Source organism: Thalassospira sp. MCCC 1A01148 (genome assembly GCF_001613795.1).
Lineage (GTDB): Bacteria > Pseudomonadota > Alphaproteobacteria > Rhodospirillales > Thalassospiraceae > Thalassospira.
In genome coordinates, this window is the sequence record NZ_LPVZ01000021.1 from 17844 (window position 1) to 43478 (window position 25635).

19 protein-coding genes are annotated in these 25635 nt (G+C 55.3%); 9 read left to right on the top strand and 10 right to left on the bottom strand.

The genetic code is table 11. The annotated features are described in order from the left end of the window. Positions 1 to 36 precede the first annotated feature (36 nt). The 5 genes from AUQ43_RS16430 to adhP all read left to right on the top strand — a co-directional run bounded on the left by AUQ43_RS16430 (position 37) and on the right by adhP (position 6699). Positions 37 to 3012, top strand: coding sequence for a bifunctional [glutamine synthetase] adenylyltransferase/[glutamine synthetase]-adenylyl-L-tyrosine phosphorylase (locus tag AUQ43_RS16430; RefSeq protein WP_062957405.1), 2976 nt, complete (start codon positions 37 to 39; stop codon positions 3010 to 3012). An 88-nt stretch (positions 3013 to 3100) separates the two neighbouring features. Continuing rightward, positions 3101 to 3565 carry a thioredoxin-dependent thiol peroxidase gene (gene bcp / locus AUQ43_RS16435; RefSeq protein ID WP_062957406.1) on the top strand — a complete coding sequence of 155 codons (465 nt, stop codon included), beginning with the start codon at positions 3101 to 3103 and terminating at the stop codon, positions 3563 to 3565. 236 nt (positions 3566 to 3801) lie between these two features. Continuing rightward, positions 3802 to 4572 carry a response regulator gene (locus AUQ43_RS16440; RefSeq protein WP_062957407.1) on the top strand — a complete coding sequence of 257 codons (771 nt, stop codon included), beginning with the start codon at positions 3802 to 3804 and terminating at the stop codon, positions 4570 to 4572. A 137-nt stretch (positions 4573 to 4709) separates the two neighbouring features. Continuing rightward, positions 4710 to 5537 (top strand): ferritin-like domain-containing protein, encoded by an 828-nt coding sequence (locus tag AUQ43_RS16445; protein ID WP_062957408.1) that lies wholly within the window; start codon positions 4710 to 4712, stop codon positions 5535 to 5537. Between the two features lie 139 nt (positions 5538 to 5676). Then, positions 5677 to 6699: an alcohol dehydrogenase AdhP gene (gene adhP / locus AUQ43_RS16450; protein ID WP_062957409.1), complete on the top strand. Its 1023-nt coding sequence runs from the start codon at positions 5677 to 5679 to the stop codon at positions 6697 to 6699. Positions 6700 to 6762: 63 nt separating this feature from the next. Here adhP and AUQ43_RS16455 read toward each other — a convergent pair whose 3' ends face one another. The 5 genes from AUQ43_RS16455 to prfB all read right to left on the bottom strand — a co-directional run bounded on the left by AUQ43_RS16455 (position 6763) and on the right by prfB (position 11207). Next, a complete protein-coding gene (locus AUQ43_RS16455; RefSeq protein ID WP_232310715.1) occupies positions 6763 to 7284 on the bottom strand; it encodes a methylated-DNA--[protein]-cysteine S-methyltransferase in 522 nt (173 codons plus the stop codon). Between the two features lie 2 nt (positions 7285 to 7286). Then, the gene (locus AUQ43_RS16460; RefSeq protein WP_232310716.1) at positions 7287 to 8798 is read right to left on the bottom strand and encodes a DNA-3-methyladenine glycosylase 2 family protein; all 1512 of its coding nucleotides are present in this window, start codon (positions 8796 to 8798) and stop codon (positions 7287 to 7289) included. A gap of 48 nt (positions 8799 to 8846) precedes the next feature. Continuing rightward, positions 8847 to 9452: a nucleoside deaminase gene (locus AUQ43_RS16465; RefSeq protein ID WP_062957412.1), complete on the bottom strand. Its 606-nt coding sequence runs from the start codon at positions 9450 to 9452 to the stop codon at positions 8847 to 8849. A 118-nt stretch (positions 9453 to 9570) separates the two neighbouring features. Next, on the bottom strand, positions 9571 to 9825 hold the full coding sequence (locus tag AUQ43_RS16470; protein ID WP_062957413.1) for a hypothetical protein: 255 nt from the start codon (positions 9823 to 9825) through the stop codon (positions 9571 to 9573). Between the two features lie 253 nt (positions 9826 to 10078). Further along, a protein-coding gene (gene prfB, locus AUQ43_RS16475; protein WP_114129891.1) for a peptide chain release factor 2 occupies positions 10079 to 11207 on the bottom strand; the annotation gives its coding sequence in 2 pieces (ribosomal slippage) (positions 10079 to 11137 and positions 11139 to 11207; 1128 coding nt in all). Positions 11208 to 11246: 39 nt separating this feature from the next. Here prfB and AUQ43_RS20360 point away from each other — a divergent pair. Further along, entirely contained in the window at positions 11247 to 11390 is a 144-nt protein-coding gene (locus tag AUQ43_RS20360) for a hypothetical protein (protein ID WP_157088478.1), read from the top strand. On the opposite strand, the gene AUQ43_RS16480 is transcribed toward AUQ43_RS20360, so the two are convergent. From AUQ43_RS16480 to AUQ43_RS16490, 3 genes are all read right to left on the bottom strand, one after another. Beyond that, positions 11381 to 12952: an alkaline phosphatase gene (locus AUQ43_RS16480; protein WP_181838569.1), complete on the bottom strand. Its 1572-nt coding sequence runs from the start codon at positions 12950 to 12952 to the stop codon at positions 11381 to 11383. The two genes, AUQ43_RS20360 and AUQ43_RS16480, sit on opposite strands and share 10 nt — an antisense overlap. A gap of 258 nt (positions 12953 to 13210) precedes the next feature. Next, positions 13211 to 15634, bottom strand: coding sequence for a penicillin-binding protein 1A (locus AUQ43_RS16485; RefSeq protein WP_062957416.1), 2424 nt, complete (start codon positions 15632 to 15634; stop codon positions 13211 to 13213). Between the two features lie 264 nt (positions 15635 to 15898). After that, positions 15899 to 17152 carry an N-acetylmuramoyl-L-alanine amidase gene (locus AUQ43_RS16490; protein WP_232310717.1) on the bottom strand — a complete coding sequence of 418 codons (1254 nt, stop codon included), beginning with the start codon at positions 17150 to 17152 and terminating at the stop codon, positions 15899 to 15901. A gap of 682 nt (positions 17153 to 17834) precedes the next feature. Between AUQ43_RS16490 and AUQ43_RS16495 the strand changes: the two genes are divergently transcribed. Beyond that, positions 17835 to 20867, top strand: coding sequence for an Rne/Rng family ribonuclease (locus AUQ43_RS16495; protein WP_062957417.1), 3033 nt, complete (start codon positions 17835 to 17837; stop codon positions 20865 to 20867). A gap of 73 nt (positions 20868 to 20940) precedes the next feature. On the opposite strand, the gene AUQ43_RS16500 is transcribed toward AUQ43_RS16495, so the two are convergent. Together AUQ43_RS16500 and AUQ43_RS16505 are read right to left on the bottom strand one after the other, a co-directional pair. Continuing rightward, positions 20941 to 22092: a pyridoxal phosphate-dependent aminotransferase gene (locus AUQ43_RS16500; RefSeq protein ID WP_062957418.1), complete on the bottom strand. Its 1152-nt coding sequence runs from the start codon at positions 22090 to 22092 to the stop codon at positions 20941 to 20943. A gap of 70 nt (positions 22093 to 22162) precedes the next feature. Beyond that, the gene (locus AUQ43_RS16505; RefSeq protein ID WP_062957419.1) at positions 22163 to 23551 is read right to left on the bottom strand and encodes a gamma-glutamyltransferase; all 1389 of its coding nucleotides are present in this window, start codon (positions 23549 to 23551) and stop codon (positions 22163 to 22165) included. Positions 23552 to 23651: 100 nt separating this feature from the next. On the opposite strand from AUQ43_RS16505, the gene AUQ43_RS16510 reads away from it, so the two are divergent. Together AUQ43_RS16510 and AUQ43_RS16515 are read left to right on the top strand one after the other, a co-directional pair. After that, a complete protein-coding gene (locus AUQ43_RS16510) occupies positions 23652 to 24893 on the top strand; it encodes a M48 family metalloprotease (protein WP_062957420.1) in 1242 nt (413 codons plus the stop codon). Continuing rightward, positions 24890 to 25585: a hypothetical protein gene (locus AUQ43_RS16515; RefSeq protein ID WP_232310718.1), complete on the top strand. Its 696-nt coding sequence runs from the start codon at positions 24890 to 24892 to the stop codon at positions 25583 to 25585. The genes AUQ43_RS16510 and AUQ43_RS16515 overlap by 4 nt, the downstream gene beginning before the upstream one ends. Positions 25586 to 25635 lie beyond the last annotated feature (50 nt).

Consider the following 25635-nt stretch of genomic DNA (forward strand, 5'->3'; position numbering starts at 1 on the left):
GTTTGTTGCCACTTCGCAATACAAGGAACGCAAAAAGTGTCTCTTTCCTGGATTTCACAGGACCTGCCCCACGCCTTCGATTCCGACCGTGTCGCCAATGCGTTCGAACGCTGGAACGCGCTGGGTGATCGGCCCGTTTTCGAAAGCTTGTCAGACAAAATTGGCGAGATTGCGTCCGATCCCCAAAAACGTGCGGTTCTTGAAGCCCTGTTTGGCAACAGCCCCTATCTGACCAATCTTTGCCTGCGTGATCCCGATACGGTTTGCGACGTATTTGACAATGGCCTTGAACAGGCCTTTGCCAACGCACTTAATCCCGTCAACGTCAGTGCGAATGCCCGCGATCTGGATCAGGCCGCGACAATGGCCGCTGTACGCATTGCGAAACGCAAGGCGGCCCTTGTGATCGCGATTGCCGACATCTGCAAGGCCTGGCCGCTTGATCAGATCACCTCGGCAATCAGTGAAACAGCCGAACGTACCCTTGATTTCACCATGGCGCATTGCCTGTCAGCCATGGCGCGCCTGCGTAAATATGACCTGCCAAACCCGGAAAATCCGCTTGAAGGATCAGGCATCTTTGCCATTGGCATGGGCAAACTCGGTGCGGGGGAACTTAACTATTCATCGGATATCGACCTGATCTTTCTCTATGACCAGGATGTGGTGACCTATGTCGATCCTGATCGCATTCATCAGGACCTGGTGCGGATGGTACGTGACATCACCCGGATCATGGAAGAACGCACGGGTGATGGATATGTGTTTCGCACCGACCTGCGCCTGCGCCCGGATCCTTCATCAACGCCGCCGATCCTGTCGATGATTGCGGCTGAAACCTATTACGAAACAGTCGGGCAAAACTGGGAACGCGCGGCCATGATCAAGGCCCGTATCGTTGGTGGAGATCGCGTCTCGGGCAATGAGTTTCTTGAAATTTTACGCCCGTTTGTCTGGCGCAAGCATCTTGATTTCATTGCCATTCAGGACATTCATTCCATCAAACGCCAGATCAATGCCCACAAGGGCGGCAGCAAGATCAACATCCCCGGCCACAATGTTAAACTGGGCCGTGGCGGTATCCGCGAGATCGAGTTTTTTGCCCAGACCCAGCAGTTGATCTGGGGCGGGCGCGAGATTGCGCTGCGTGGCAAGGCGACCTGCGACACGCTGCGCACCCTGACTGAATTCGGCCAGGTATCCGAGGAAGTCCGCGACGAGATGGTGGCGGCCTATGAGTTCCTGCGCACGGTCGAACACCGGCTGCAAATGATCAATGATCAGCAGACCCAAACCCTGCCCGATACAGATCAGGGGTTGCTCGCCCTTGCAACCTTCCTTGGCTATGAAACGCTTGATGCCTTTAAGGCCGACTTGCTGCTTCATCTGCGCAATGTCGAAAACAACTATGCCGAACTGTTTGAAGATGACGTGCCGCTTGCCGGAACATCTGGCAATCTTGTTTTCACCGGCACTGAAGATGATCCTGATACGCTGAAAAACCTGCGTGAAATGGGCTTTGAAAATGCCGAAAACGTCTCGGTCACGGTGCGTGGCTGGCATCATGGCCGCTATCGCGCGACCCGGTCGCGCCGGGCACGTGAAATCCTGACAGAATTGATGCCGACCCTTTTGGCGGCACTTGGTAAAACCACCAACCCCGACATGGCCTTTCGGGCCTTTGATGATTTCCTCAAGGGTCTTCCGGCCGGGGTACAGCTGTTTTCGCTGTTCACGGCAAATCCGCAATTGCTTGAACTTCTGGCACAGATCGCCGGGACGGCACCACGCATGGCGAAATATATCGGGCGCAACGCTGCGGTACTTGATTACGTGTTGATGTCGGGATTCCACGAGGAACTGCCCGATGCCGATGCCATGATTGCCGAACTGGATGCACGCCTGTCGCGTGAAGACATGGTTGAGGACTGGCTGGATGCTGCGCGGCGCTGGGCCAATGACCAGAAGTTCCAGATTGATGTGCAAACCATCCAGAACCGCCACACACCGCACGAAGCCGGTCGAGCGTTGGCCGATGTTGCCGATGTCGCCATCCGCGCCCTGTTCCCGCGCATCGCCGAAGATTTTGCCGCCAAACATGGTACGTTTGCCGATGGTGGCCTTGCAGTCTTTGCCCTTGGCAAACATGGCGGTCAGGAACTGTCCCCCGGCTCGGACCTTGATATGGTGTTCATCTATGAAGTGCCTGAGGACGCCGAGGAATCCGATGGCCAAAAGCCGTTGTCGCCCGGACATTATTTCATCCGCTTAAGCCAGCGCTATATCAATGCCCTGTCGGCCCCGACTGCCGAAGGGGTGCTGTTTGAAACGGATCTTCGCCTGCGCCCCAGTGGGTCCAAAGGGCCACTTGCCACTCATTTCAAAAGCTTTGAGACCTATCAGAGCAATGAAGCCTGGACATGGGAGCATATGGCGTTGACCCGCCTGCGTGCTGTTTATGGACCCAAAGCGCTCTGTGACAAGGTTTTGGCAACCACCAATGACGTTCTGTGCAAGCAACGCGATCCGGACCAGCTGGTCCGTGCGGTTTATGACATGCGCAATCGTATGGAAGCCGGCAAAGGTGACAACCACCCATGGGCGATCAAGATGCGCCGTGGCGGGCTGGTTGATCTGGAATTCATTGCGCAATATCTGCAACTACGCCACGCCCATGACCATCCCGAAATCCTGTCGCCCACAACGCGCGAGGTTTTCAAGAATCTTGGCACGGCGGGCATCCTTGAAGCTGACGAAGCCGAATTCCTCGCCAATGGCAGTTCCTTCTGGCTGGCCTTGCAGGCCATGCTGCGCCTGACTACAGAAGGACCATTTGACCCGGAAAAGGCCAGCGAGGATTTGCAAAAAATGCTGGCAAACGCCGGGAAATGTGATGATTTCGCAAGTCTACAGGACAAGATGGAAATGACGGCAAGCCGCATCAAGGAAATCTATGATCGCGTGGTTGCAACGCCTGCGGAAAAGATTGTGCCAACTGATTCGCCGCAATGATCCAAGACCCCTTGCCATCCTTATAAGGCTTTGTATTTTCACGGTTGCAACATGCCGCTATGCGGTCCCGAAAGATAAAGGATAGACCATGACAGTTGATGTTGGTGACAAGGCCCCGGATTTTGAACTGCCTACCGATGGTAATGGCGGCGTTAAGCTGTCTGATCTGGCCGGCAAGCCGGTAGTGATCTATTTCTATCCCAAGGACATGACGCCGGGCTGCACGACCGAGTCTTGTGAATTCCGTGACGCCGAACCCGATTTCAGCGCCGTCGATGCGCAGATCATTGGCATTTCCAAGGACAGCGCCGAGCGCCATGACAAATTCAAGGCCAAGCATGATCTGAACTTCATTCTCGCCTCTGACGAGAACGGCACCACCTGCGAGGATTACGGTGTGTGGAAGGAAAAGAACATGTATGGCAAAAAATTCATGGGCATCGAGCGGTCCACCTTTGTCATTGATGGCGAGGGTGTCATTCGTAATGCCTGGCGCAAGGTAAAAGTCAAAGGCCACGTTGCCGAGGTGCTTGAGGCCGTTAAGGCCCTTTAGGCAAAGCACTTTTCATGATTGAAGGCCCGGCTGCCCAGAGCCGGGCCTTTTTCGTTGCCTGCCCCGGAAAAGCGTTTCTGATCAAAACGCTGATGACATTACCTTTTACTGATTGTGTTGCCATACCTTGCATGTCGGGATAAAAATTCAGACTTGGGAGTAAGGAGTATTGGGTGACCGGTTAATCACCTGATCGGGGAAAACAAGCCGGGACTGCCGGCAAAGCAGGTACAGCAATGAACAAGAATGTTGTCGATCTCGACGATCAAATGCTTGCGGATTTTCGCGATGAAGCAAATGACATCATCAATTCCATCGATGTGATCTTGCAGAACGCGCGCAGCAAAAGCGAGCCGGGCCATTTGACCGCCATCCAGCGCGAAGTTTTCAATCTGCGATACAAGGGCAAGTCCGTTGCCGCACCGCTGATCAATCTGACCAGCCACCGCCTTGCCGACTATGTCACCACCTGCAAGGAATTGAATGAAGGTTCGATCGAAGACATTCAGGCCTTTGTCGACAAGATCGAAAAACTGCTTGTCGGCGATATGAGCGCCGATGGTCAGGATACCGCCGAATTCGTGCGTGAACTGCCATCCAAACGCGCACCCGACATTGACCCCAATTGGCTGAACAAAGCCAATGTCGAGGCGCTTCTGGTGATTCCGCAGCGTTCAATGGCAACCATTCTGGAACGTGAACTTGCCGCCTGTGGCTATCGCAGTTCGGTCACACAGACATCGTTTGAAGCGATTGAGCTTGCCGTCCGTACCCGACCAGATTTCATCATTGTCGCCAAAACCATTGATGAACTGAGCGGTGTCGATCTGGCCAACGCCCTTCAGGCGATGCCAAAGACACGCGGCATTCCGACCGCGGTTCTGACCTCGGACGCGCCGAACCATCCATCGCTTCAGGATCTGCCATGCCGAACCGCCATCATCCGCAAAGGCAATGCCTTTGGCGAGGATCTGGCAGAGGCGCTTGCGCGCTTTAACATCACCTGATTGATACGCGCTTGAAGATTTCAAAAGGCGGTCCGGCATTGATCTGCGGGCCGCCTTCTTTGTTTGCCAATTGACCTGTGCGTGCGCAACTGGCAGACAAGGCCAACCCATTTGCCATCATAGCCAGTCAAACGATCATGACCCAACTGACCCTCTCTGATGCCGCCAAGAAGGCCCTTCTGACCGTCGATGCCACGGAAAAGGCCAATGTCACTGCCGAACTGGCAGCCATGTGGCGCAATGGCGAGATCAGCGAAGTCGGGTCAACCGATCTGCCCGACCGTCCCGGCCGCCCGGCAAAGCCGGAATTACTGCCCCCCAACAAAATGCCAAAGCGCAAGAAAGGCAGTGTTCAGGGCCGTATCGGCCTTCTGCATGCACTGGCCCACATCGAACTGAACGCGATTGATCTGGCGTGGGATCTGTGTGTGCGCTTTCCCGAGGCGGACATGCCGCGCGATTTCCATGATGCATGGGTTCAGGTCGCCGATGATGAAGCCCGACATTTCAAAATGATCAACAAGCGCCTTGGTGAACTGGGTGCGGCCTATGGCGACCTGCCCGCCCATGACGGGCTTTGGCAGACATCGATGGATACGGCCTATGACATTTTGCCACGACTGGCGGTCGTGCCGATGGTGTTTGAGGCCCGTGGCCTTGATGCTACGCCGCCAACCATTGAACGGCTTCTGGCGCATGGGGATACGGAAAGTGCGCGTATCCTTAAAATTATCGCCCATGATGAGATCGCCCATGTCGCTGCGGGTCGAAAATATTACGAATATGTCTGTGACCAGCGCGACCTGCCTTACTACACCACGTGGCATGATATGCTGCGCAAGCATTTCCGCGGGCCCCTTAAGCCGCCGTTTAATGACGAAGCGCGTTATGAAGCCGGCATGCCGCCGGACTATTATCAGGATTACGTCCTTGAATTGCCTGACATAGACGGTGATGACCAATAAGGCTTTTGCACAGCTTGTAAGAATTCATCAAAAAATTGATGCACCTCATGGTAGTGCAAACTGAAATCAACGACACTCCCCTTCGCGATATTTGAAGAAAAGACGTTCTTTTCCGTATCATCAGCAAGGAGATGTCACCATGCCCTCCACCATGAAAGCCGCCGTCGTTCGGGCGTTTGGCAAGCCGCTGTCGATTGAAGAAGTCACCGTGCCCAAGGTCACGCCGGGGAAAATTCTGGTCAAGATCGAGGCATCCGGCGTATGCCATACCGACCTTCACGCCGCCGAAGGCGACTGGCCGGTCAAGCCGAACCCGCCCTTTATCCCCGGCCATGAAGGTGTCGGCATCGTTGCCGAAGTTGGCGAAGGCGTGACATCCGTCAAGGAGGGCGACCGTGTTGGTGTGCCGTGGCTGCATTCCGCCTGCGGGCATTGCCATCACTGTGTTACCGGCTGGGAAACATTGTGTGGCGAGCAGCTTAATACCGGCTATTCCGTGAATGGCGGCTTTGCCGAATATGTTCTGGCCGACCCGAACTATGTTGGTCATCTGCCCGATCCGCTTGAATTTGGCAATGCAGCCCCGGTGCTTTGTGCCGGTGTCACAGTCTATAAGGGGCTTAAGGAAACCGAATGTAAGCCGGGCGAAACCGTGGTGATTTCCGGTGTCGGCGGGCTTGGCCATATGGCGGTTCAATATGCCAAGGCCATGGGCATGAAAGTTATCGCCGTTGACATTGCCGACGAGAAACTTCAGCTCGCCAAAGATCTTGGTGCGGACTGGACCCTGAATGCGGCAGAGGCCGATGTTGTGTCCGAGGTACAAAAACAGATGGGCGGTGCCAATGGCGTGCTGGTAACCGCCGTTTCGCGCGCAGCCTTCAAACAGGGTGTTGGTATGCTGGGCCGTGGCGGGACCATGGCGCTTTGCGGTCTGCCGCCGGGCACGTTCGAGCTTGATATTTTCGATACCGTCCTGTCGCGCAAAACCATCCGTGGATCAATCGTCGGCACCCGTGCCGACCTTCAGGAAGCGCTTGATTTCGCCGGTGATGGCAAGGTGCATTCCCACTTCACGACCGAGCCGATGGAAAACATCAACTCGATCTTTGATCGCATGCGCGACGGCAAGATCGATGGCCGTATTGTCATGTCGATCTGATCGACCGAAACATCGTCACACTGACAAAACAAGGCTGCCATTCGGCAGCCTTTTCTTTTGAATTCAGGCCGCTTTGGCCCGCATTGCCGCTTCATGGTCGAGCAGCCATTTCTTGCGCTCAAGCCCACCGGCATAACCAGTCAGGGTACCGTTTGATCCGATCACCCGATGGCACGGAACAATAATCGATACCGGGTTAAGCGCATTGGCCCGCGCCACCGCCCGAACCGCCTTGGGGTTGCCCAACTGATCGGCCAGCCCGGCATAAGAGACGCTTTTGCCACTCGGTATCATGATCAGGGCATCCCAAACCGATTTCTGAAACACGGTGCCGACCATATTGATCGCATCTGTTGGCAAAGCCCTGACAGTACCTGTGAAATAGTCATCCAGCCACTTGATCACTGCTGCGGGTGCTTGCCCGCCTTCTTGCCATTCAAGGTCTTTGAAACGCCGGTTTTGAATGATGTGCAGTCGGTCGTCATTGTCTTCGAAATCAAGATGCACCAGCTTGCAACCAATGCTCGCAAGCGAAAGTTTCCCGATTGGGCTGGCATAACGTACGACGTTGATTTGGGTTGTCATCGTCATTCTCCTTCCAAAGCGGACCAAAGATACTGTGCGGCATAGGCCCGCCATGGCCGCCAGTTTTCCGAAACGGTTTCGAGCGCCTTGGCCTTGTCCGGACCACCGCCCATACTTGACGCCTTAAGGATGCCAAGATCGGCTGCCGGAAAGGCATCCGGGTCACCAAGTCCGCGCAGGCCAAAATAGTTCAGCGTCCACGGGCCGATCCCCTTGATCGCAGTCATGGCGGCAATCAGCTCATCCCCGGACATCTGATCACAATCAGGTCTGGCAAACAGATCAATCACATCGGCAAGGGTTTGCGCCCGGCGCGAGGTCAGCCCAATCGGGATCAATTCCTGCCCGATCAGGCTTTGCGGTGTCGGAAACACATGTGTGATACCTGTTCCCGCCACAAGATCATCGGGCAAGCCATCGCCAAAACGTGCGACCAGCCGCCCGGCCAGAGTGCGCGCCGCCGCCACCGAGACCTGTTGTCCCAGAACGGCGCGCAGTGCTAATTCGAACCTCTCCCAGCATCCCGGCACACGAAGGCCGGGACGTTTTTTCACCAAAGGTGCAAGCAACACGTCCTTGGCAAATTGCGCGGTAATGGAGGGCACATCAGCATCAAGATCAAATAACCTTCTGACCCGTGCGCCAATCTCAAGCACCGCTTCACGCCCCGGACCACGCAGAATGACATCCACACCACTTTGATCCGTACTGAAATGACAGATCATCAACCCGACCTGTTCATCAATCTTGAAACCGCGCACATACGTCCGTTCGCGCACCGTTTCCAAACCGGGAATGGCGCGGGCGCGGAAGAAGGCCAAAAGATATTCGGCATCAAACGGTTGGCGGGCACGAAGTCGCAAAATCAAATCGTCACGTCGCGCCGCAAACGGATCATCCACTTTTGCCAGTTTCTGCGTGCTGGTTTTAATTCCGCGGCGAAAGGCCGTCGGTGCCTGTCCATAGGCCTGTTTCATCGCATCGTTGAAACGCCGCAAACTGCCAAACCCGGCAATATCAGCAATTTCGGTCATGGTCAGGTTGCTATCGACAATCAACTGCCGCGCACGGAGCAGCCGCCGCGCCTTGGCGTGTTCCTGCGGGGTGACGCCAGTATGATCCTTGAATATTCGCCGCAAATGCCGGTCGCCAACGCCAAGGCGATCCGCCAGATCGGCAATCGATCCATTTTCAAGCGCGCCTTGATCAATCAGACGCACCGCACGGGCAACAGTTGCGTGCACCCCGGCACTGGCCGGACTGCCCGGTGCGGCTTCGGGACGGCAGCGCAGGCATGGACGAAATCCATGGGCTATCGCGGCCTCGGCACTTGGGTAGAATTCAACATTGTCGCGCTTTGGCGTGACCGCCGGGCAAATCGGGCGACAGAAAATCCCGGTGGTCCGCACAGCAGTATAAAACCGCCCGTCAAACCGACGGTCCCGGGTTTTGAGTGCCTGATAGCAAATATCGTTATTGAGCTGTTCCATACCCGACAGTTTAGCAGAATTCATCAACAAAACTCGCCAGATTCGGACTCAAACGTCTAGTGCAGCAATAGTCTAGTTCAGCGGGATGTCGTTTTCGGCCTTGCCGTCCTGATATTTGGCGGACAGGCGGTCATACGCGTCTGATATCGCCCTGGCACGTGATTGATAATCCGCTTTTTTGTCCTCTGGCATCTCTGCGACCATGCCCATCATCGAATGGCTGTCCCAGAACGCGTTGGATTTGTTGTATTCGCCGTCCTCAAGGGTGAAGACCTCCTTCATGATTTTCAGATCATGGGGGATGGCGAAGGCATCGCGCGAATCTTCATACGAGAAGAAATAATAGAAATTATCAAACCCCGCCCAGGTGATGGCCGACAAACACATCGAGCACGGCTCGTGCGTGGAAAGGAAAATCAGTTCTGACGTTGCCGGGCGCTGATCAGCCGGGATCTCGTAGAACCGCTTCAGGCAATGGACCTCACCATGCCAGAGCGGGTTTTCGGTTTCATTGTTGGTTTCGGCAATCACAAGCGAAAGGTCATCCTTGCGCAGGATCGCCGCCCCAAACAGCTTGTTGCCATCCGACACGCCTGCGCGCGTCTTTGGCAGAATATCGTCTTCAAGCACGGAAAAAAGGCGGTCGAGAATATTCTGGTCGATCTTGGTATCGGACATGGTGGCGGCCCCGGATGGCGGTAATTCTACATGCTGCCATTTCATCGCGTCCGGGCCGCCAAGCCAACCTGTTTTTCGCTTTAAATCGCGCTAAACAGCGTATCAATCCGTTTGACAATCAAAGACCGCGCAATATGCCGTCATTGTCGGGCAGTTGCCGACTTTCCGGCGGCACCGGAATATAGAAGTCCCGATCAAGCAATGTGTGGATCGAAATCAGGGTTGGGGATTTGGTATCACGCACCTTGGTAATCAGCGCATGATCAACCGGTGCCATTTCGCGGATCTTGATAACTTCGAAAATCGGACCGTTGGGTGTCGCAAGTTTGAACTGGTCGCCAACCGCGACCGGACCATGGGGCTGATGGGCCATTTGGATCTTCCCGTGAGAGTATGGATGTTTGCTCCACGCAACCTGCCGGTGTCCCGTATTGCCCGGGTGTTTTATTGTATAAGACAGATCGCGCTTGACCGTACTCTTGCAGAGCTATCCGGCAATTCTGTGACAGAAATAGGATTTTTACGGACAAAACCGATTTTTTTGCCATTTCGGGCCGCTCAACCAAAAACACCCCGCTGATTTTTCAGCGGGGTGTTTGCAAATTCGCGTGATTGGCAACGCGTGATCAGTCGATATCTTCGACTTCGCCTGCTGAGCCTGTGACCTTTGCGGCAAGGGCTGCTGCCATGAAGGCATCAAGATCGCCGTTCAGAACGCCCTGGGTATCAGACGTTTCCGTTCCGGTACGCAGATCCTTGATCATCTGATAAGGCTGCAGGACATACGATCTGATCTGATGACCCCAACCGATGTCGGTTTTGCTGTCTTCAACCGCCTGTGCTTCGGCTTCGCGCTTTTGCAGCTCTGCCTCATAAAGACGGGCTTTAAGCATCTTCATGGCCGTTTCACGGTTTTTGTGCTGTGACCGGTCATTCTGACACTGGGCAACAATACCGGTCGGAATATGGGTCATACGCACGGCAGAATCGGTTCTGTTAACGTGCTGACCACCGGCACCTGATGCGCGATAGGTATCAATACGAAGATCCTTATCAAGGATCTCGATTTCGATATCGTCATCAATCACCGGATAGACCCACACCGACGAGAAGCTGGTATGGCGGCGTGCGGAACTGTCATAAGGCGAAATACGCACCAGACGATGCACGCCCACTTCGTTCTTGAGCCAGCCATAGGCATTGTGACCGCTGATCTTGTAGGTCACCGATTTGATACCGGCTTCTTCACCGTCACTTTCTTCAAGCATCTCGAGCTTGTAGCCCTTGGACTCTGCCCAACGGTAATACATACGCGCGAGCATGGAAGCCCAGTCCTGCGCCTCTGTCCCGCCGGCACCGGCGTGGATTTCAAGATAGGCGTCATTGGAATCGGCTTCACCCGAAAGCAGGCTTTCAAGTTCGCGCTTTGCGGCGATCTCGCGGATCGAACGCAGGGCTTCTTCGCCCTCCTCGACCGTTTCATTATCGCCTTCTGCTTCGCCAAGCTCGATCAGTTCAACACTGTCCTCGAGTTCCTGGGCGAGCTTTTTATAGCCATTGATGGCGTCATCAAGCTGGGTGCGTTCACGCATGACTTTCTGCGCATTCGCCGCGTCATCCCAAAGGGTCGGGTCTTCGGCGAGTGTGTTCAGTTCGTCCAGGCGTCTAAGAGCGTTATCCCAGTCAAAGATGCCTCCTCAGCAGTGCCATCGACTGCTTGATTTCATCGACCAATGCCTGTGCTTCGGCGCGCATTGATGTCTCCGTTATTCGTCTGAAAATCTGTTTTACCGCATGGATGATGCGGCAATGTCGGCGTGGCTTATAACAGTTTTTGCCCGGCTTGAAACCCCTGCAACAATGCAAAAACCCGGCACGATTGATGCGCCGGGTTCTGTCATGAAAGTCAAAGCAGACAAAGATTTGGATCAGGAATAAACCGGATCAAGCGTTACGGTGTACAGTTCCTCGTCAGCGACATCGCGAAGCGAAACGCGGAACTGTTCTGTATCGGCATCAATATCCACCAGTCCGAAGAACTGAAGTCCGTAGGATGGCGGCAGGTTGATGCCCTGATCCTCGGTCGGGTGTTTTGTGAATTTGACCTGCGGACCGAATGTGTTGTCCATATCATTCGGACCAAAAGTTCCCGCATGCAGCGGACCAGATACGAATTCCCAGAAAGGTTCGAAATCCTGGAACTGTGCCTTGTTCGGGTCATAGTAATGGGCTGCGGTGTAATGTACGTCCGCAGTCAGCCAGACCGTGTTGCTGATTTTGGCGTTCTTGATGAAACGCAGCAGTTCAACGATTTCAAGCTCACGCCCGGCTGGCGCACCATCACCATTGGCGAGGTTTTCAAACGTGCTTTTGTTTTTCCAGTCATCATAGACAATCATGCCAATCGGCATGTCAGCAGCAATGACTTTCCAGGTCGCCTTTGAATTTAAAAGCCCCCGTTTGAGCCATTCCATCTGCGCACGCCCAAGGAAGTCCGTGTTGTCCGTCGGTGACGGGCTGTTATTTGCATCGTTGGTGCCACGATAGGTTCGCATATCAAGGAAGAAGATTTCCAGAGACGGCCCGTAGGACACCTTGCGATACACCCGACCCGGCTCGGATGCATGTTCGGTAATCGGCAGCATTTCACGAAAGGCGCGATTGGCACGGGCAGCCAGCAAGGATGCAGATTTTTCGGTATAACGGTCATCGCCCAGCAACATCTCGCCCGGATACCAGTTGTTGGTCACTTCATGGTCATCCCACTGATAATACACCGGCACCAGACGGTTGAATTCGCGCACATGCTGATCAAGCATGTTGTATTTGTAATTGGCACGGAACTCATCGAGCGTCTCGGCAACCTTGGCGGTGTCTTCGGTGGTGATGTTTTTCCAGATTTCGCCGTCCGGTGTTTCCTTGGTCTCGGCAAACGGACCATCGGCATAGATCGTGTCACCGGAATGGATGAAGAAATCCGGGTTATGTCTGGCAATCGTCGCATAGGTTTTCATGCCACCACGGTCTTCATCAATACCCCAGCCCTGCCCGCCGGTATCGCCGGACCAGCCAAAACGAATGTTGCGCTTCGCTGCCGGCGCTGTACGGAAATGTCCGATAATCGGCTCTGACGATGCGCGCCCGTCATCAAGGTTCTCGAAATGAATCTTGTAAAAAATGTCCTGACCGGCTGGCAGATCTGCAAGGGCAAGTTTACCGGCGAAATCACGTTCTGGCAGCACATCGACATGTGGAATACGCACCGATTTCTTAAAGCCTTCGGTGGTTGCGATTTCAGTCACCATGCGCGACGCACGATCTGCACGGCCCCAGATGCAGGCAGTGCTTTGGGTGACATCACCACTTTGAACGCCGTGTGTCATAATCGGACGGTCCGCTGCACGTGAAATCGACGGCATAACGAAACCACCCATTGCAGTTGCGGCACCTGCAGTCGCACTGCGGGTCAAAAACTTGCGGCGGGAAAGACGAAAAGTCATCACAAGAACCTCTTCAGGGTATGAAACAATACATTGAAGATCATGACAAAATCCGATGACACGCCGATGTCAGTGTCTTGATTGTTTTGTCACGCTTTGATGACTCAACAGGTTTGCAAAAAGGCCCAAGCGAAAACAAAATCATTCGGATGAACCTGTCACTGAACGAAAAAAGCCGGATGCTGATCACATCCGGCTTTCATCATGTATTTTGCGCAAACCTGACAAGGTTTGGCAGGGTCGGCTCAAGCAAACGGGTTAGTAGATACCACCCGGCCCGGCGACCGAACCGCCGCTGCTGTCTGATCCACCCGAGCCGCTATATCCGCCATCAATAACATTGTCGTTTGATGCCGGGATCGTGCCGGGTTTGAAGGCCTCCCAAATCACGTCCTGATCGCCCGGACGGGCCGGAAGACCGGTGCGTGCTTCAACACGAACCATGCGAATGCCCGGTGGGGTTCGGAACGGGATGGCTTTGGTGCCCTCAAGTGCGCCGCGCATGAATTCCTTCCAGATCGGGGCGGCAGCACTTGCGCCCTGTTCCTTGTCACCAAGGGATCGGTTGTCATCAAAGCCGACATAAACGCCAACGGCCAGATCCGGCGAGAACCCGACAAACCACGCATCGCGCGAATCATTGGTTGTGCCGGTCTTGCCTGCCAGCGGATAGCCAAGCTCTGCGATGCGACGACCGGTCCCGCGCGAAATGACACCTTCCATAATGTGAACCATCTGGAATGCGCTGGCCGGATCGGTCAGTTGTTCGCGGGTATCAGGCAGATCCGGCGGCATCTGATTGCGGAAGGTCACGTCCTGACACTGCGCACATTCGCGTTCATCACGACGGTAAATCACGTTGCCGCGGCGGTCCTGAATACGGTCAATCAGGGTGGGGGTGATATCCTTACCGCCATTGACGAGTTTGGCATATGCCGCGGTCAGGCGCATGACGGTGGTTTCCGCTGCACCAAGCGACATCGACAGAACATCTGGCATTTCATCGACGATGCCAAAGCGTTCCGCGTAATCGACCACCGTCGGCATACCGATGGTTTGTGCCAGACGTACCGTCATAAGGTTACGCGATTTTTCAATCCCGAGACGCATGGTCGAAGGACCATAGAACTTGCCGCTATAGTTGCCCGGCTTCCATTTACCAAGTCCCGGTCCCTGATCAATGACGAACGGGGCATCCAGAACCAGTGTCGAGGGCGTAAAGCCCTGATCAAGGGCCGCAAGATAGACAAACGGCTTGAAGGCCGAACCCGGCTGACGGCGGGCCTGCGTCGCACGGTTGAATTTCGACAGGTCATGCGAAAAACCGCCGGACATCGCCAGTACGCGACCGGTATGCGGATCCATCGCCACCAGACCGCCATTCACATTCGGGATCTGGCGCAGGCCATAGGTATTTGGCGGCAGTGTTTCACCATCAAGTTCAGCGAAATGTTTGACGTAGATGACATCACCCGGTTTGAGGACATCGGATGGACGGTTGACCACAGCCCCCAATGTCTGGCCCTTTTGCCACGGGCGCGCCCACGTCAGGAAGCGCAGTGGAATGCGACCCTGTTCGCCATTCATCAGGCCCAGTTTTGCCTCGTTGGCGTCGGTATCAAGCACCACGGCACGGTCCCACGGGATATCGGCTGGTGTTTCGACCTCGCGCAGGGTCTGCTGCCAGTTGCCCGAAAGGTCGATATTGGTGATCGGGCCGCGCCAGCCATGACGACGGTCATATTCGACCAACCCGTCAAACAGGGCTTTGTCCGCAATATCCTGCAAGCGCGGAACGACGGTGGAACGCACCGAAAGGCCACCGTCATACAGCATGCCCTCGCCGTAGCGATCGACAAGCTGGCGACGGACTTCTTCGGCAAAGAAATCGGCCTGATAGGTATCAACCGATTCACGGGTTTTTCCTTCAAGCGGGGATGACCACGCCGCCTGTGCTTCGGCCTCGGTGATGTATTTTTCTTCCAGCATCCGGCCAATCACCCAGTTACGACGTGCCTTGGCTTCGTCGTGGTTGCGCACCGGATGATAGTTTGAAGGCGCCTTTGGCAGAGCGGCAAGATAGGCTGCTTCCTCGACATCAAGTTCATCAAGGGACTTGTCGAAATAGCGCAGCGCCGCCGCGGCCACACCATAGCTGCCACTGCCGAGATAAATCTCGTTCAAATAAAGTTCGAGAATGTGTTCCTTGGAAAACGCGCGTTCGATCCGGAAGGACAGTATGGCTTCCTTGATCTTGCGCTCATAGGAAACTTCGTTGGTTAAAAGGAAGTTCTTGGCGACCTGCTGGGTGATGGTTGATGCACCAACCGGGCGTTTGCCCGTGCCCATATTGACCACGTTGGTCACAGCCGCCCGCAAGACCGACGCAAAATCGATACCGGGGTGGGAGAAAAAGTTTTTGTCTTCAGCCGCGACAAAGGCATCAATGACCTTGTGCGGAATGGCCGAAATCGGCACGAAGACGCGCTTTTCACGCGCATATTCAGCAATCAGAGCCCCGTCTGATGCATGCACACGTGTCATGACCTCGGGTTCGTAATTTTCAAGCTGGGTGTAATCGGGAAGTCCCTGACCAAAATGCCAGAAGATCGCCAGCATACCGGCTCCGCCCGCAACCGCCATCAAGAACAGAAAGCCGAAAATACTAAGTAGAATGCGCATGTAAGCAGGTCTTTTTCATTTTGTTGGCCTGATCCGGTAAGGGGGCATATTCATGCACTCTTCGCGGAAATGCAATGTTCCGGCAGACATTTCGCATGCCTGTGCCGAAAACCCGGATTTGTCCGCATTATAGCGGCAAAATAATGACGAGGTTGTGACAGCCGCCACGCCCGACAAGTTTTTGTGTGAAGACGTCCGCACACAATCGGCTTGCCCGGCTTTTCGGCCATGCTGGCGTCATGCACGGTTATTAAAACCCGGTTCTTAAAACTTGTGTTTCTCGAAATAGATATCAATTGCCCGCATGACGGCCTCGGCAATCTTTTTGCGATGTGCGGGACTTTGCAGCAGCTTGGCGTCTGTTGCGTTTGACAAATATCCCATTTCAAACAGCGCAGACGGGATATCAGGTGCCTTTAGAACCGCAAACCCGGCGAAGCGATGGGTGCGGCGTTGAAGCTCGATGCTTTGGGCAAGCTGGGTAACCATGTTCGCGGCAAGCGTTGCCGACAGGTTCATGGTTTCACGCTGCGCCAGATCAATCAGGATGCTTTGCACCAAAGTATTTTCATCTGACAAATCAATCCCGGCAATAACGTCGGCCTTGTTTTCCTTTGATGCCAGTGCGGCGGCCTCTTTGTCCGATGCGTTTTCCGACAGGGTATAGACCGATGCACCGCGATGCTTGGGATTGCCAATCGAGTCCGCATGCAGGGAAATGAACAGGTCAGCGTTGTTCTTGCGCGCGATATCCACGCGTTGACGCAGTTTAAGGAACACGTCCTTGTCGCGCGTCAGCAGCACGCGATAGCGCCCCGATGCTGTCAAAGTCTCGGCAAGCTGGCGGGCTGCAGCAAGGGTCAGGTCCTTTTCATAGACATTGCCGACCCCGATCGCCCCGGGATCAACCCCGCCATGACCGGCATCAATAGCGATCAATGGCTTTTCATCACCGCCACGGCCCGACTGCACGGCGACATCGACACTTTGTTCGGTCGCACTCGTGTCGTTGCGGCTGCGTGCGGAATAGGCTTCCATGCTTTGGCGCGAAGCTGTCAGGAAGGCTTCGCGCTGGGTCGGCTTAAGATCAACCACCAAACGGTTCGGCTTTCCCCCACCAGGAGGCAGCGCAAAAATCTTGGAAACCAGTGATGGCTGTGCGACGTCCAGAACCACGCGGAACGTACCGGGTTTAAACAGCCCGTAACGCAGACCGGATATCAATCCACCGCCCGAGGTTACCTTGCCCGGGGGCGCATTCCAGTCGATTTCGGGCATATCGATGATGATGCGATACGGATCGGGCAGCAGGAAGTAGGTAAAGTCGACCTCCTGATCAAGATCAATCACAAACCGGGTGTAATCTGGATAAACGCCCAAGCGCGCGCCGAGCACCTTGGCAGGTTCGGCCGATGCTGTGGAGGCGATCATCTGGGATGTAAACAGCAACGCAAACAGCACCATCATCGTTCGGGCGATCTTGGTAAAGATCGACCGCGACCGGACGGTTTTCGTCATGGAACGTGAATTTGCGTGCTTTGAAGTCATTTGTGGTTTCAGCGCCTGTTAACCTGCAAGAGCATCTGTTAACAGCTTATAGCAACGCGTTGGTTAACGGGCAATTGACCAACACCAGAACTTGTCGGGCATACCTTTCAACTTTCCGCGATGACTGAGGTGAATGGCAACACTGTAAAAACAGTGTCTTTTCATATATTTGCCGGAAATGAATCGCCAAAAAGAAAATCTCGCGGATTTCTGTGTTTTTTTACGCGTTACAGTCAGAAAGTCGTCACATCGCGCAACAAAACTGTTTGTAGCACACGCATAAAAGAGATATGTTGCTCGCGAGATTCCTAATAGCTTTGTGGTAAGCAACCAAAATGCCACCAGGCTGAGGACGCGACGAGTGCAGTTCTTACGGTCGGTGTCTCGGTGACGCGGCAATTCCCGCTCCCGATAGAGCCCTCCTCAAAAAGGCTGTCTTGGCGCGCTCGAAAAGACACGCAATCTAATTCTTTTGTTTCAACACCAAAACCAGGTCCAACCGGAAGAGCAGCCGACACGCGATGACCCAGATACATACAGGACATATCGCGACCTTTATGGGCGGCGCCTCCGGATACGCCGGTTTGTTTGCATATCAGCGCAATTGCGCCCATAGCATTGAACTGGCGGGGCCCACAGGAACAGGTTCCGAATGGTCAAACGCATGCTTATCGATGCAACGCACGCGGAAGAAAGCCGCGTCGTTGTTATTCATGGAAATCGCCTAGAAGAATACGACGTCGAAACTTCGACGAAAAAACAAATCAAGGGTAATATCTATCTTGCGAAAGTCACGCGGGTAGAACCGTCGCTTCAGGCGGCCTTCGTTGACTATGGCGGGAACCGTCATGGTTTCCTTGCGTTTAGCGAAATCCACTCCGACTATTATCAAATTCCGGTTGCCGACCGCGAAGCGATCGCACAGGGCCATGCCCAAAGCAACGCACAGGTCAAGGACGCCGAAATCGTCGAAGACAATATCGGCGATGGCGACGACAGCCAGAAAAAAGAAAAGAAACCGTCCCGTTCACGTTCACGCCGCAAACCGCGCGCCAAGGACAAGGACGAGGCATCTGACACGCCAAATGCAGAATCCCCGGAAGCAGAAGCATCAACCGATGCACCTGCCCAGTCCGAGGCTGCGACAGATAACACCAGCTCTGGCGACGAAGAAGACGCCAAGCCGCGTCGCCGTCGCCCGCGCAACCGTCGCAAGAAAAGCGATGAGGTCGAAGCATCGGGTTCCGACGCAGAAGAAAATTCGTCAACGGATGGCAACAATGACAGCGGATCGGATGGTGATGACACCCCGACCGGTGGCAATGCCGCAATGTCGGCTGAAGTCGCTGAACTTGATGTTGATATCGATGCTGACAGCTCGGACGAGGATACCGGCAACGAGGTAACATCACTCGACGCAGAATCCGACGTTGAAGAAGACATTGAAGACCTTGGCGGTGATGACAGCGACGAGTTCGTCGAATCGCACAGCCGTCAGCTTCAGAAACGCTATAAAATTCAGGAAGTTATCAAACGCCGCCAGATCATTCTGGTTCAGGTAGTCAAGGAAGAGCGTGGCAACAAGGGTGCTGCACTTTCGACCTTCCTGTCCCTGGCCGGTCGTTATTGCGTTCTTATGCCCAATACCCCGCGTGGTGGTGGAATTTCGCGCAAGATCACCAATGCCAAGGACCGCAAGCGTCTGAAATCCATTCTTGCAGAGCTCGAGATTCCCGATGGCATGGCCGTCATTGTCCGGACCGCCGGTTCCGAACGGACCAAGGCAGAAATCAAGCGCGACTTTGATTATCTGATGCGCCTGTGGGATCGTATCCGCGAAACCACCCTTCAGAGCCAGGCACCGTGCCTGATTTACGAAGAAGCCGATCTGATCAAGCGTTCCATCCGTGACCTGTATGCACGTGATGTTGATGAAGTTCTGGTCGAGGGTGACGAAGGTTACCGGGTTGCCAAAGACTTCATGAAGATGCTGATGCCGTCGCATGCCAAGCGCGTGCAGCCCTACAAGGATCAGGGTGTACCGCTGTTCCACCGTTTCCAGGTGGAAAGCCAGCTTGATGCGATGCTCAACCCGGTCGTACAGCTTAAATCCGGTGGTTATCTTGTCATCAACCCGACCGAAGCACTGGTCGCGGTTGACGTTAACTCTGGCCGTTCGACCCGCGAACGCAACATCGAAGAAACCGCTTACAAGACCAACCTTGAAGCCGCCGAGGAACTGGCACGTCAGCTGCGCCTGCGCGACCTTGCCGGTCTGATCGTTGTCGACTTCATCGACATGGAAGACCACCGCAATCAGGCATCGGTCGAGCGCAAGCTTAAAGAAGCGATGCGCAACGATCGCGCCCGTCTGCAGATTGGCCGCATCAGCCCGTTTGGCCTGCTTGAAATGTCACGCCAGCGCCTGCGCCCGTCGCTGGTCGAAAGCGCGTTTGAGGTTTGCACCCACTGCCGTGGTGTCGGTCTTGTCCGTTCGATTGAAAGTGCGGCCCTTCATCTGCTGCGCGTGATCGAGGAAGAAGGCATGCGTCGCCGCTCCGGCGCGCTGACCGTCCATGTCGCAAGTGAAGTTGCGCTTTATATCCTCAACCGCAAGCGTGATTCGCTTGGCGAAATCGAAAGCCGTTATGGCTTCAGCGTCATGATCTTTGGCGATGACAGCCTGATTTCGCCAGACCACCGTATTGAACGCACCCGTGCGAAAAAAGGTGACGAAGCAGACGAAGCTGCACCGGTTCTTAATACCGACAGCGTGTCGCTGACCGCGATTGAAAATCCGGTTGATACCGATGACGAAGACGAAACCGAACATAACGAAGATGACGATCAGGGCGGCAAGCGCCGTCGTCGTCGCCGTCGTCGCCGTGGCCGCAATGATGACCGCGATGATCGTAACAACGATCAGCAGCAGGACGCATCAGGTGACAGCGATGATTCTTCGGATAACACGGATCGCAACAACAAAACCGACAATGACGACGATGATGACGACAGCAACCGCAAGCGCCGCCGTCGCGGCAAGCGTGGTGGTCGCCGCCGTTCGCGCCGTCAGGACTTTGATGGCAACCGCACCCGTTCGCCCGCTGATGATCCGGCCCTGACGGCAGCACGCCGCAATCGTGATCACGAAGCACCGGACGGCACGGCAGAAGACACCGTGATCGACGCCGAAACCGAAGGTCAGGATGCTGACAGCTTCGAGCAGGAAGGCGTTCGTACCGGTCGGACTCGCAGCACCACGGCCCCGGCGCCTGCCCGCCCACGTCGTGATCGCAATGACAATCGTCGCAATCGCCGCGACCGTAATAACCGCCCGAACAATCAAGACGGCGACAAGGACGGTAGCAACGAGCGCGATGTGAAGAACATCCCGATCCAGAGCGGCCCTGCCCCGGAAGCACAGCCGGAAACCCCGGTTGAAGCGAAACCGGAAGCAGCAAGCTCGTCGGCCTCAGCCCCGGCTGAAGTCAGCGCACCGGCACCGAAAGAAGAAGCCCCAAAGGCAGAAACGCCAGCGGAAAAACCTTCTGAGAAGCCGGTCGAGCCAAAAGCTGATGAACCCAAGAAGGCCGAACCGGCACCGGAAGCAACCCCGGCTGCCGAACCGGCAAAGGACGAAAAACCGAAGCCTAAAAAACGCGGCTGGTGGAGCCTTGGTCGCTAAGACTGGCCAACAGAACACACGAAAAAGGGCTGCCCGATGGGCAGCCCTTTTTCTTTGATCGTCTTTTGAAAGATCAGCGCTTCCAGTTCTGAAGTGCTCTGACCGCACCAATCATGGTTTCTTCGCTATGCGCGAACGAGAACCGCACATAACCCTTGCCGCGCATACGATCAAAGTCCGTCCCCGGTGTCGTGGCAACGCCGGTTTCGTCGAGCATCTGTTTGCAGAAAGCTTCGCTGTCATTGGTCAGTTCGCGGACATCGGCATAAAGATAAAATGCGCCATCTGCCGGGGCAAATTTGGTAAACCCTGCCTTCGGCAACCCATCCAGCAGGATTTCACGATTGCGCGCATAGGCCGCGATATTGGCCTGCAGTTCGTCTTCGCAATCAAACGCGGCCACCGCCGCCAGCTGCGACAATGCGGGGGCCGAGATAAACAGGTTTTGCTGCAGACATTCGACCGCACGCATCAGATCGGGCGGCACAATCGCCCAGCCCAGACGCCAGCCGGTCATGGAAAAATATTTCGAGAAGCTGTTGATGATGATCGCTTCATCGCCGAATTCAAGCGCGGTACATTCGGCAACATCGCCAAATGAAATGCCCTGATAGATCTCGTCACTGATCAGGCGAATGCCGTTTTGACGGCAATAGGTTGCCAGTTCACGATAGGTTTCCACATCAATCATGCTGCCCGCCGGATTGGACGGGCTGGCAACGATCAGGCCATCAACCGGTTCATCCAGGTCACGCAACATCTGAACGGTTGGCTGATAATGGGTTTCCGGCCCGGCAGGCAGATTGATCGTATCAATACCCAGCGCACTCAGAATGTTGTGATAGGCCGGATAGCCGGGGGCGGCCATCGCAACACGGTCGCCCGCATCGAAGGCAGCCAAAAACGCCAGCACAAAGATCGACGACGATCCGCTGGCGACACAAACCCGCGCCGGATCGACCGAAACGTCAAACTTGGTTTTGTAATGTCCGGCAATGGCTTCGCGGAGCGGATCAATACCCATGGCGTTGGTATAGCCGATCAGATCAGACTCAAGCGCCTTGGCAGCAGCTTCACGCACCTTGCGCGGTGCCGGGGTTCCGGGCTGGCCGACTTCAAGGTGGTAAACAGCCTTGCCTTCCTTTTCGCGTGCATTGGCCGCGCGCATGACGTCCATGACGATAAAGGGCGAAATCGCGCCGCGAAGGGATTGTTTCAATGCCATTTGTGGGGTCCTGACATGTGTTTAGGAACAACAGGGCAGGATGATCCCTGCCCTGTTGGGTGGTCTTTGACTATCGGGTTCCGGCCATGCCGCCGCCGACCGGGTCGGCCAGGAACTGGCAGCTTTCCGGATGGGGCGGCGTACCTTCAAGGCATTTGATGGCATTGACCGAAGACGGGCCATCGGAATTCATCGCAATCCCAGATGCTGCACCGTTGCCAATCAGGTCTTCGGCCATGGTGGCAATCTGCTTGGTCGCCCCTGCCGGAGTACCCGTGCCAGCAATGCCGTAATAGTATTCCCAGACAAACGGGTTCACCATCAATGCCGGTCCCATCAGCGGGGTCGAAATCATGTTCGCGTCACCCGCAGCAAGGTTAAGGCCAAACGCATCTGCCCCGAGCCCGGCACCAAAGGGCGTGTTCATGGTCGTCATACACGCAACTGCATTGGCCGCACGGTCAATGACAACAAAACCACTGCGACCGGCATTGGCCTGCGCGGCCTCTGTGCCCGATGCGATATCGGCCAGATAACGGTTCAGGATATCGGCCAGTTCGCTGCCACCGCTGATCACGTTTGCGCCAGACTTCGCGCGTGGCGGATAAGCCAGATAAAGCGTTTCGTTGCCAACCTTGACCTCGGTCGCCGTTTTCCACTGCGGACGATAGCTGCGCATGTCGTCGGCAGTCAGCGTCCCGCCAGCTGCTTGCACTGCATTGGCAATATCTGCGCCCAGCGCACCATTATAAAATTCGCCTGGCCCTTTGACGCGCAAAGAGGTCAGAAGCGCAGCAAGGTTGACCGGGCGAATGCGATCACCCACTTCAAGCATCTTGCCATCGGGCATAAAGGTTGCGCGCAGAGCGGGGCTTGCTTCGATGCGTGCCCGGTTGGCTTCGATATCCTTGACCAGCGAGCGCGAGACCGGCACACCAAGGCGGGCATATTGTTCTGCCGCACTGATCAGGGATCCCCACTGCAAACGGCCATAGCGTGCGCTTAGCGCATACAGGCCGCGCGGGACCGCTGGAATGGTCGTTGGCGTCTGGTCAGAGCCAGTGCGTGTCCCCGGACGCGGCCAGAAATCAAGAACTTCGACTTTTTGCGTCGCACGATCATGCACAACGCAAACACCGCCACCGCCGATTCCGGCAACCGAGGGCTTGGTCACAGTCATCGTCGCGTAAAGCGCAACAGCAGCATCGGCCGCCGTGCCACCGGCAGACAAAACATCACGCGCATTGCGAACTGCCCGTGGTTCATCGGCGACAACGCCGCCGAAATAGCCAGAGACTGCCCCTATTTGACCAATATTTTCTGTTTCATTAGCACTACATGCGGCAAGACCGGCAGCCATTGCGATTGCGACCGCGATCCGCCATGATGGCTTGCGCGTCGGCACGGCACCGACTTCAGTCGAACGAAAATATGGAACGCACATTTTGCTCAGACGCATTATTACTCTCACTGCCATTTTCCTTGTTGCCCTGCCTAGCACGGTTTTCGCACAGGGTCGTTCTTTTATCCGCGATACAGAGATCGAAGAAACCCTCCGGATGTATGCCACGCCCATTTTCAGGGCAGCTGGCCTCGATCCGAGTGGCGTGTCCATTTATATCGTTTCCGACAACAGCTTGAACGCATTTGTTGCCGGGGGCCAAAAGCTTTTTATCAATACTGGGCTGTTGTTAAAAGCAGAGACTCCCGAACAGGTTATCGGCGTTATCGCCCACGAGACGGGCCACATATCCGGTGGCCATCTTTCGCGCGTCCATGACCAGCTGCGCAATGCGTCGGCAATTTCGATCCTGTCGACAATCGCTGGTGTTGCAGCCGGTGTTGCGGCGGGTCGTTCCGACGTTGGAACGGCCGCCATTCTTGGCGGTCAGAACGTGGCAACCCGTAACTTTCTTGCCTATTCGCGAACGCAGGAAAGCAGTGCAGACCAAGCCGGCGTTAAATACTTGACCGAAGCCGGTATTTCATCACGCGGTATGCTTGAATTCATGCAGACCCTTGAAGGTCAGGAATTGCTGAGCACATCCAGCCAGGACCCTTATCTGCGAAGCCACCCGCTTACGATTGAGCGTATTGATTTCCTTGAAAACTATGTATCGAACTCGTCGCTCAAGGAAGCCAAGGTCAGCCCGGAACTGTATGAACGCCATGCCCGCATGCGCGCCAAGCTGTTTGCCTTTACCAGCCACATTCAAAATACCATGCGCACCTATCCCGAAAGTGACAACAGCATTTCTGCGCGCTATGCCCGCGCGATTGCCTATTACCGGGATTCGCAACTTGATCCGGCGCTGGAACTGATTGACGGCCTGATTGCCGAGGAACCGTCCAATGCCTATTTTGAAGAGCTGAAAGGCCAGATTCTTCTGGAATTCGGCCGCGCCCGCGAGGCCATTCCCCCGCTGCAAAAATCAGTAGAGCTATCGAACGGCGCGCCGTTGATCCGGCTCCTGCTGGCGCATGCGATGATTGAAACCGGCGATGAGGCATATCTTGCCCCTGCCAAGGAAAACCTGATCGGCGCCTTGTCGCGTGAGCGCGGCAACGCTTCCGCGTGGCGGTTCCGTGCAATCGTCGAAAACCGTTTGGGTAATGAAGGCGAAGCATCGCTTTCGCAAGCAGAATACAGCCTTCTGACCGGTGACAGACAAGCAGCAAGTTATCACGCTGTTCAGGCGGACCGGAAACTTGATAAGGGCACCGCTGCCTGGTTACGTGCGCAAGATATTTTGCAGGCCACCAACCCTGAGGGCATTCCGGGCAAGGATAAAGCCAATTGAGGACGCCTGACACCCCGCCCGCCAGTTTGCGCAACACCCGAACATTTCCCGGTGCGCGACGCCTTAAATCTATGATGGTGGTGCTGGGGCTGCTGGGATCTGTGGGGCTGGCTGGCTGTACCCTTCCGGGTGCGGGTGTGGATGTCAGTGGCGACCTGAAACTGCTCTATGCGCCGTTTTCGCTAAGCAATCCACCACGTTACTGGCAGGTTCATCAGCCTCAGGACAGCAACCCGGCACCACTTGAATGGGAAGACAAGGACGGTCGCATCGCCCTTGCTGCCCGACCGGGACTTGGCGCATTCGAGATCGGCCGTCGGACCAATGTCATCGTTTTGGCCTCGCCGTTCTTGTCATTTGACTGGCAATTCAACAGTGCAGCCCAGGTGGGCGATGTCGAGCTTGTCCTTGGCTTCAGACGTCAGACGCAAGGAAGCTGGACTGAAAGCGACCTTGGATCGGGCAAACCGACGATGGACCAGGAAGTCCGTATGGCAGTTGGACAATATTCCGTGCGCTACGGCGAATGGCACCGCGAGTATTTTGATCTGTCGACATTGTATCGCCGTTATTGGCCAGATACGGCTGCGGATGAAGTTCGCCTTGTCTGGATCGGGCTTGTTTCAGGTCAGGACCATGTCGCAAGCGAGAACAGTGTCACACATCTAACGCATATTTTACTTTCCCGTTAGCGACCAGATCACGTATCAACAACCATCAATTGCAATCTGGGTCAGGACCA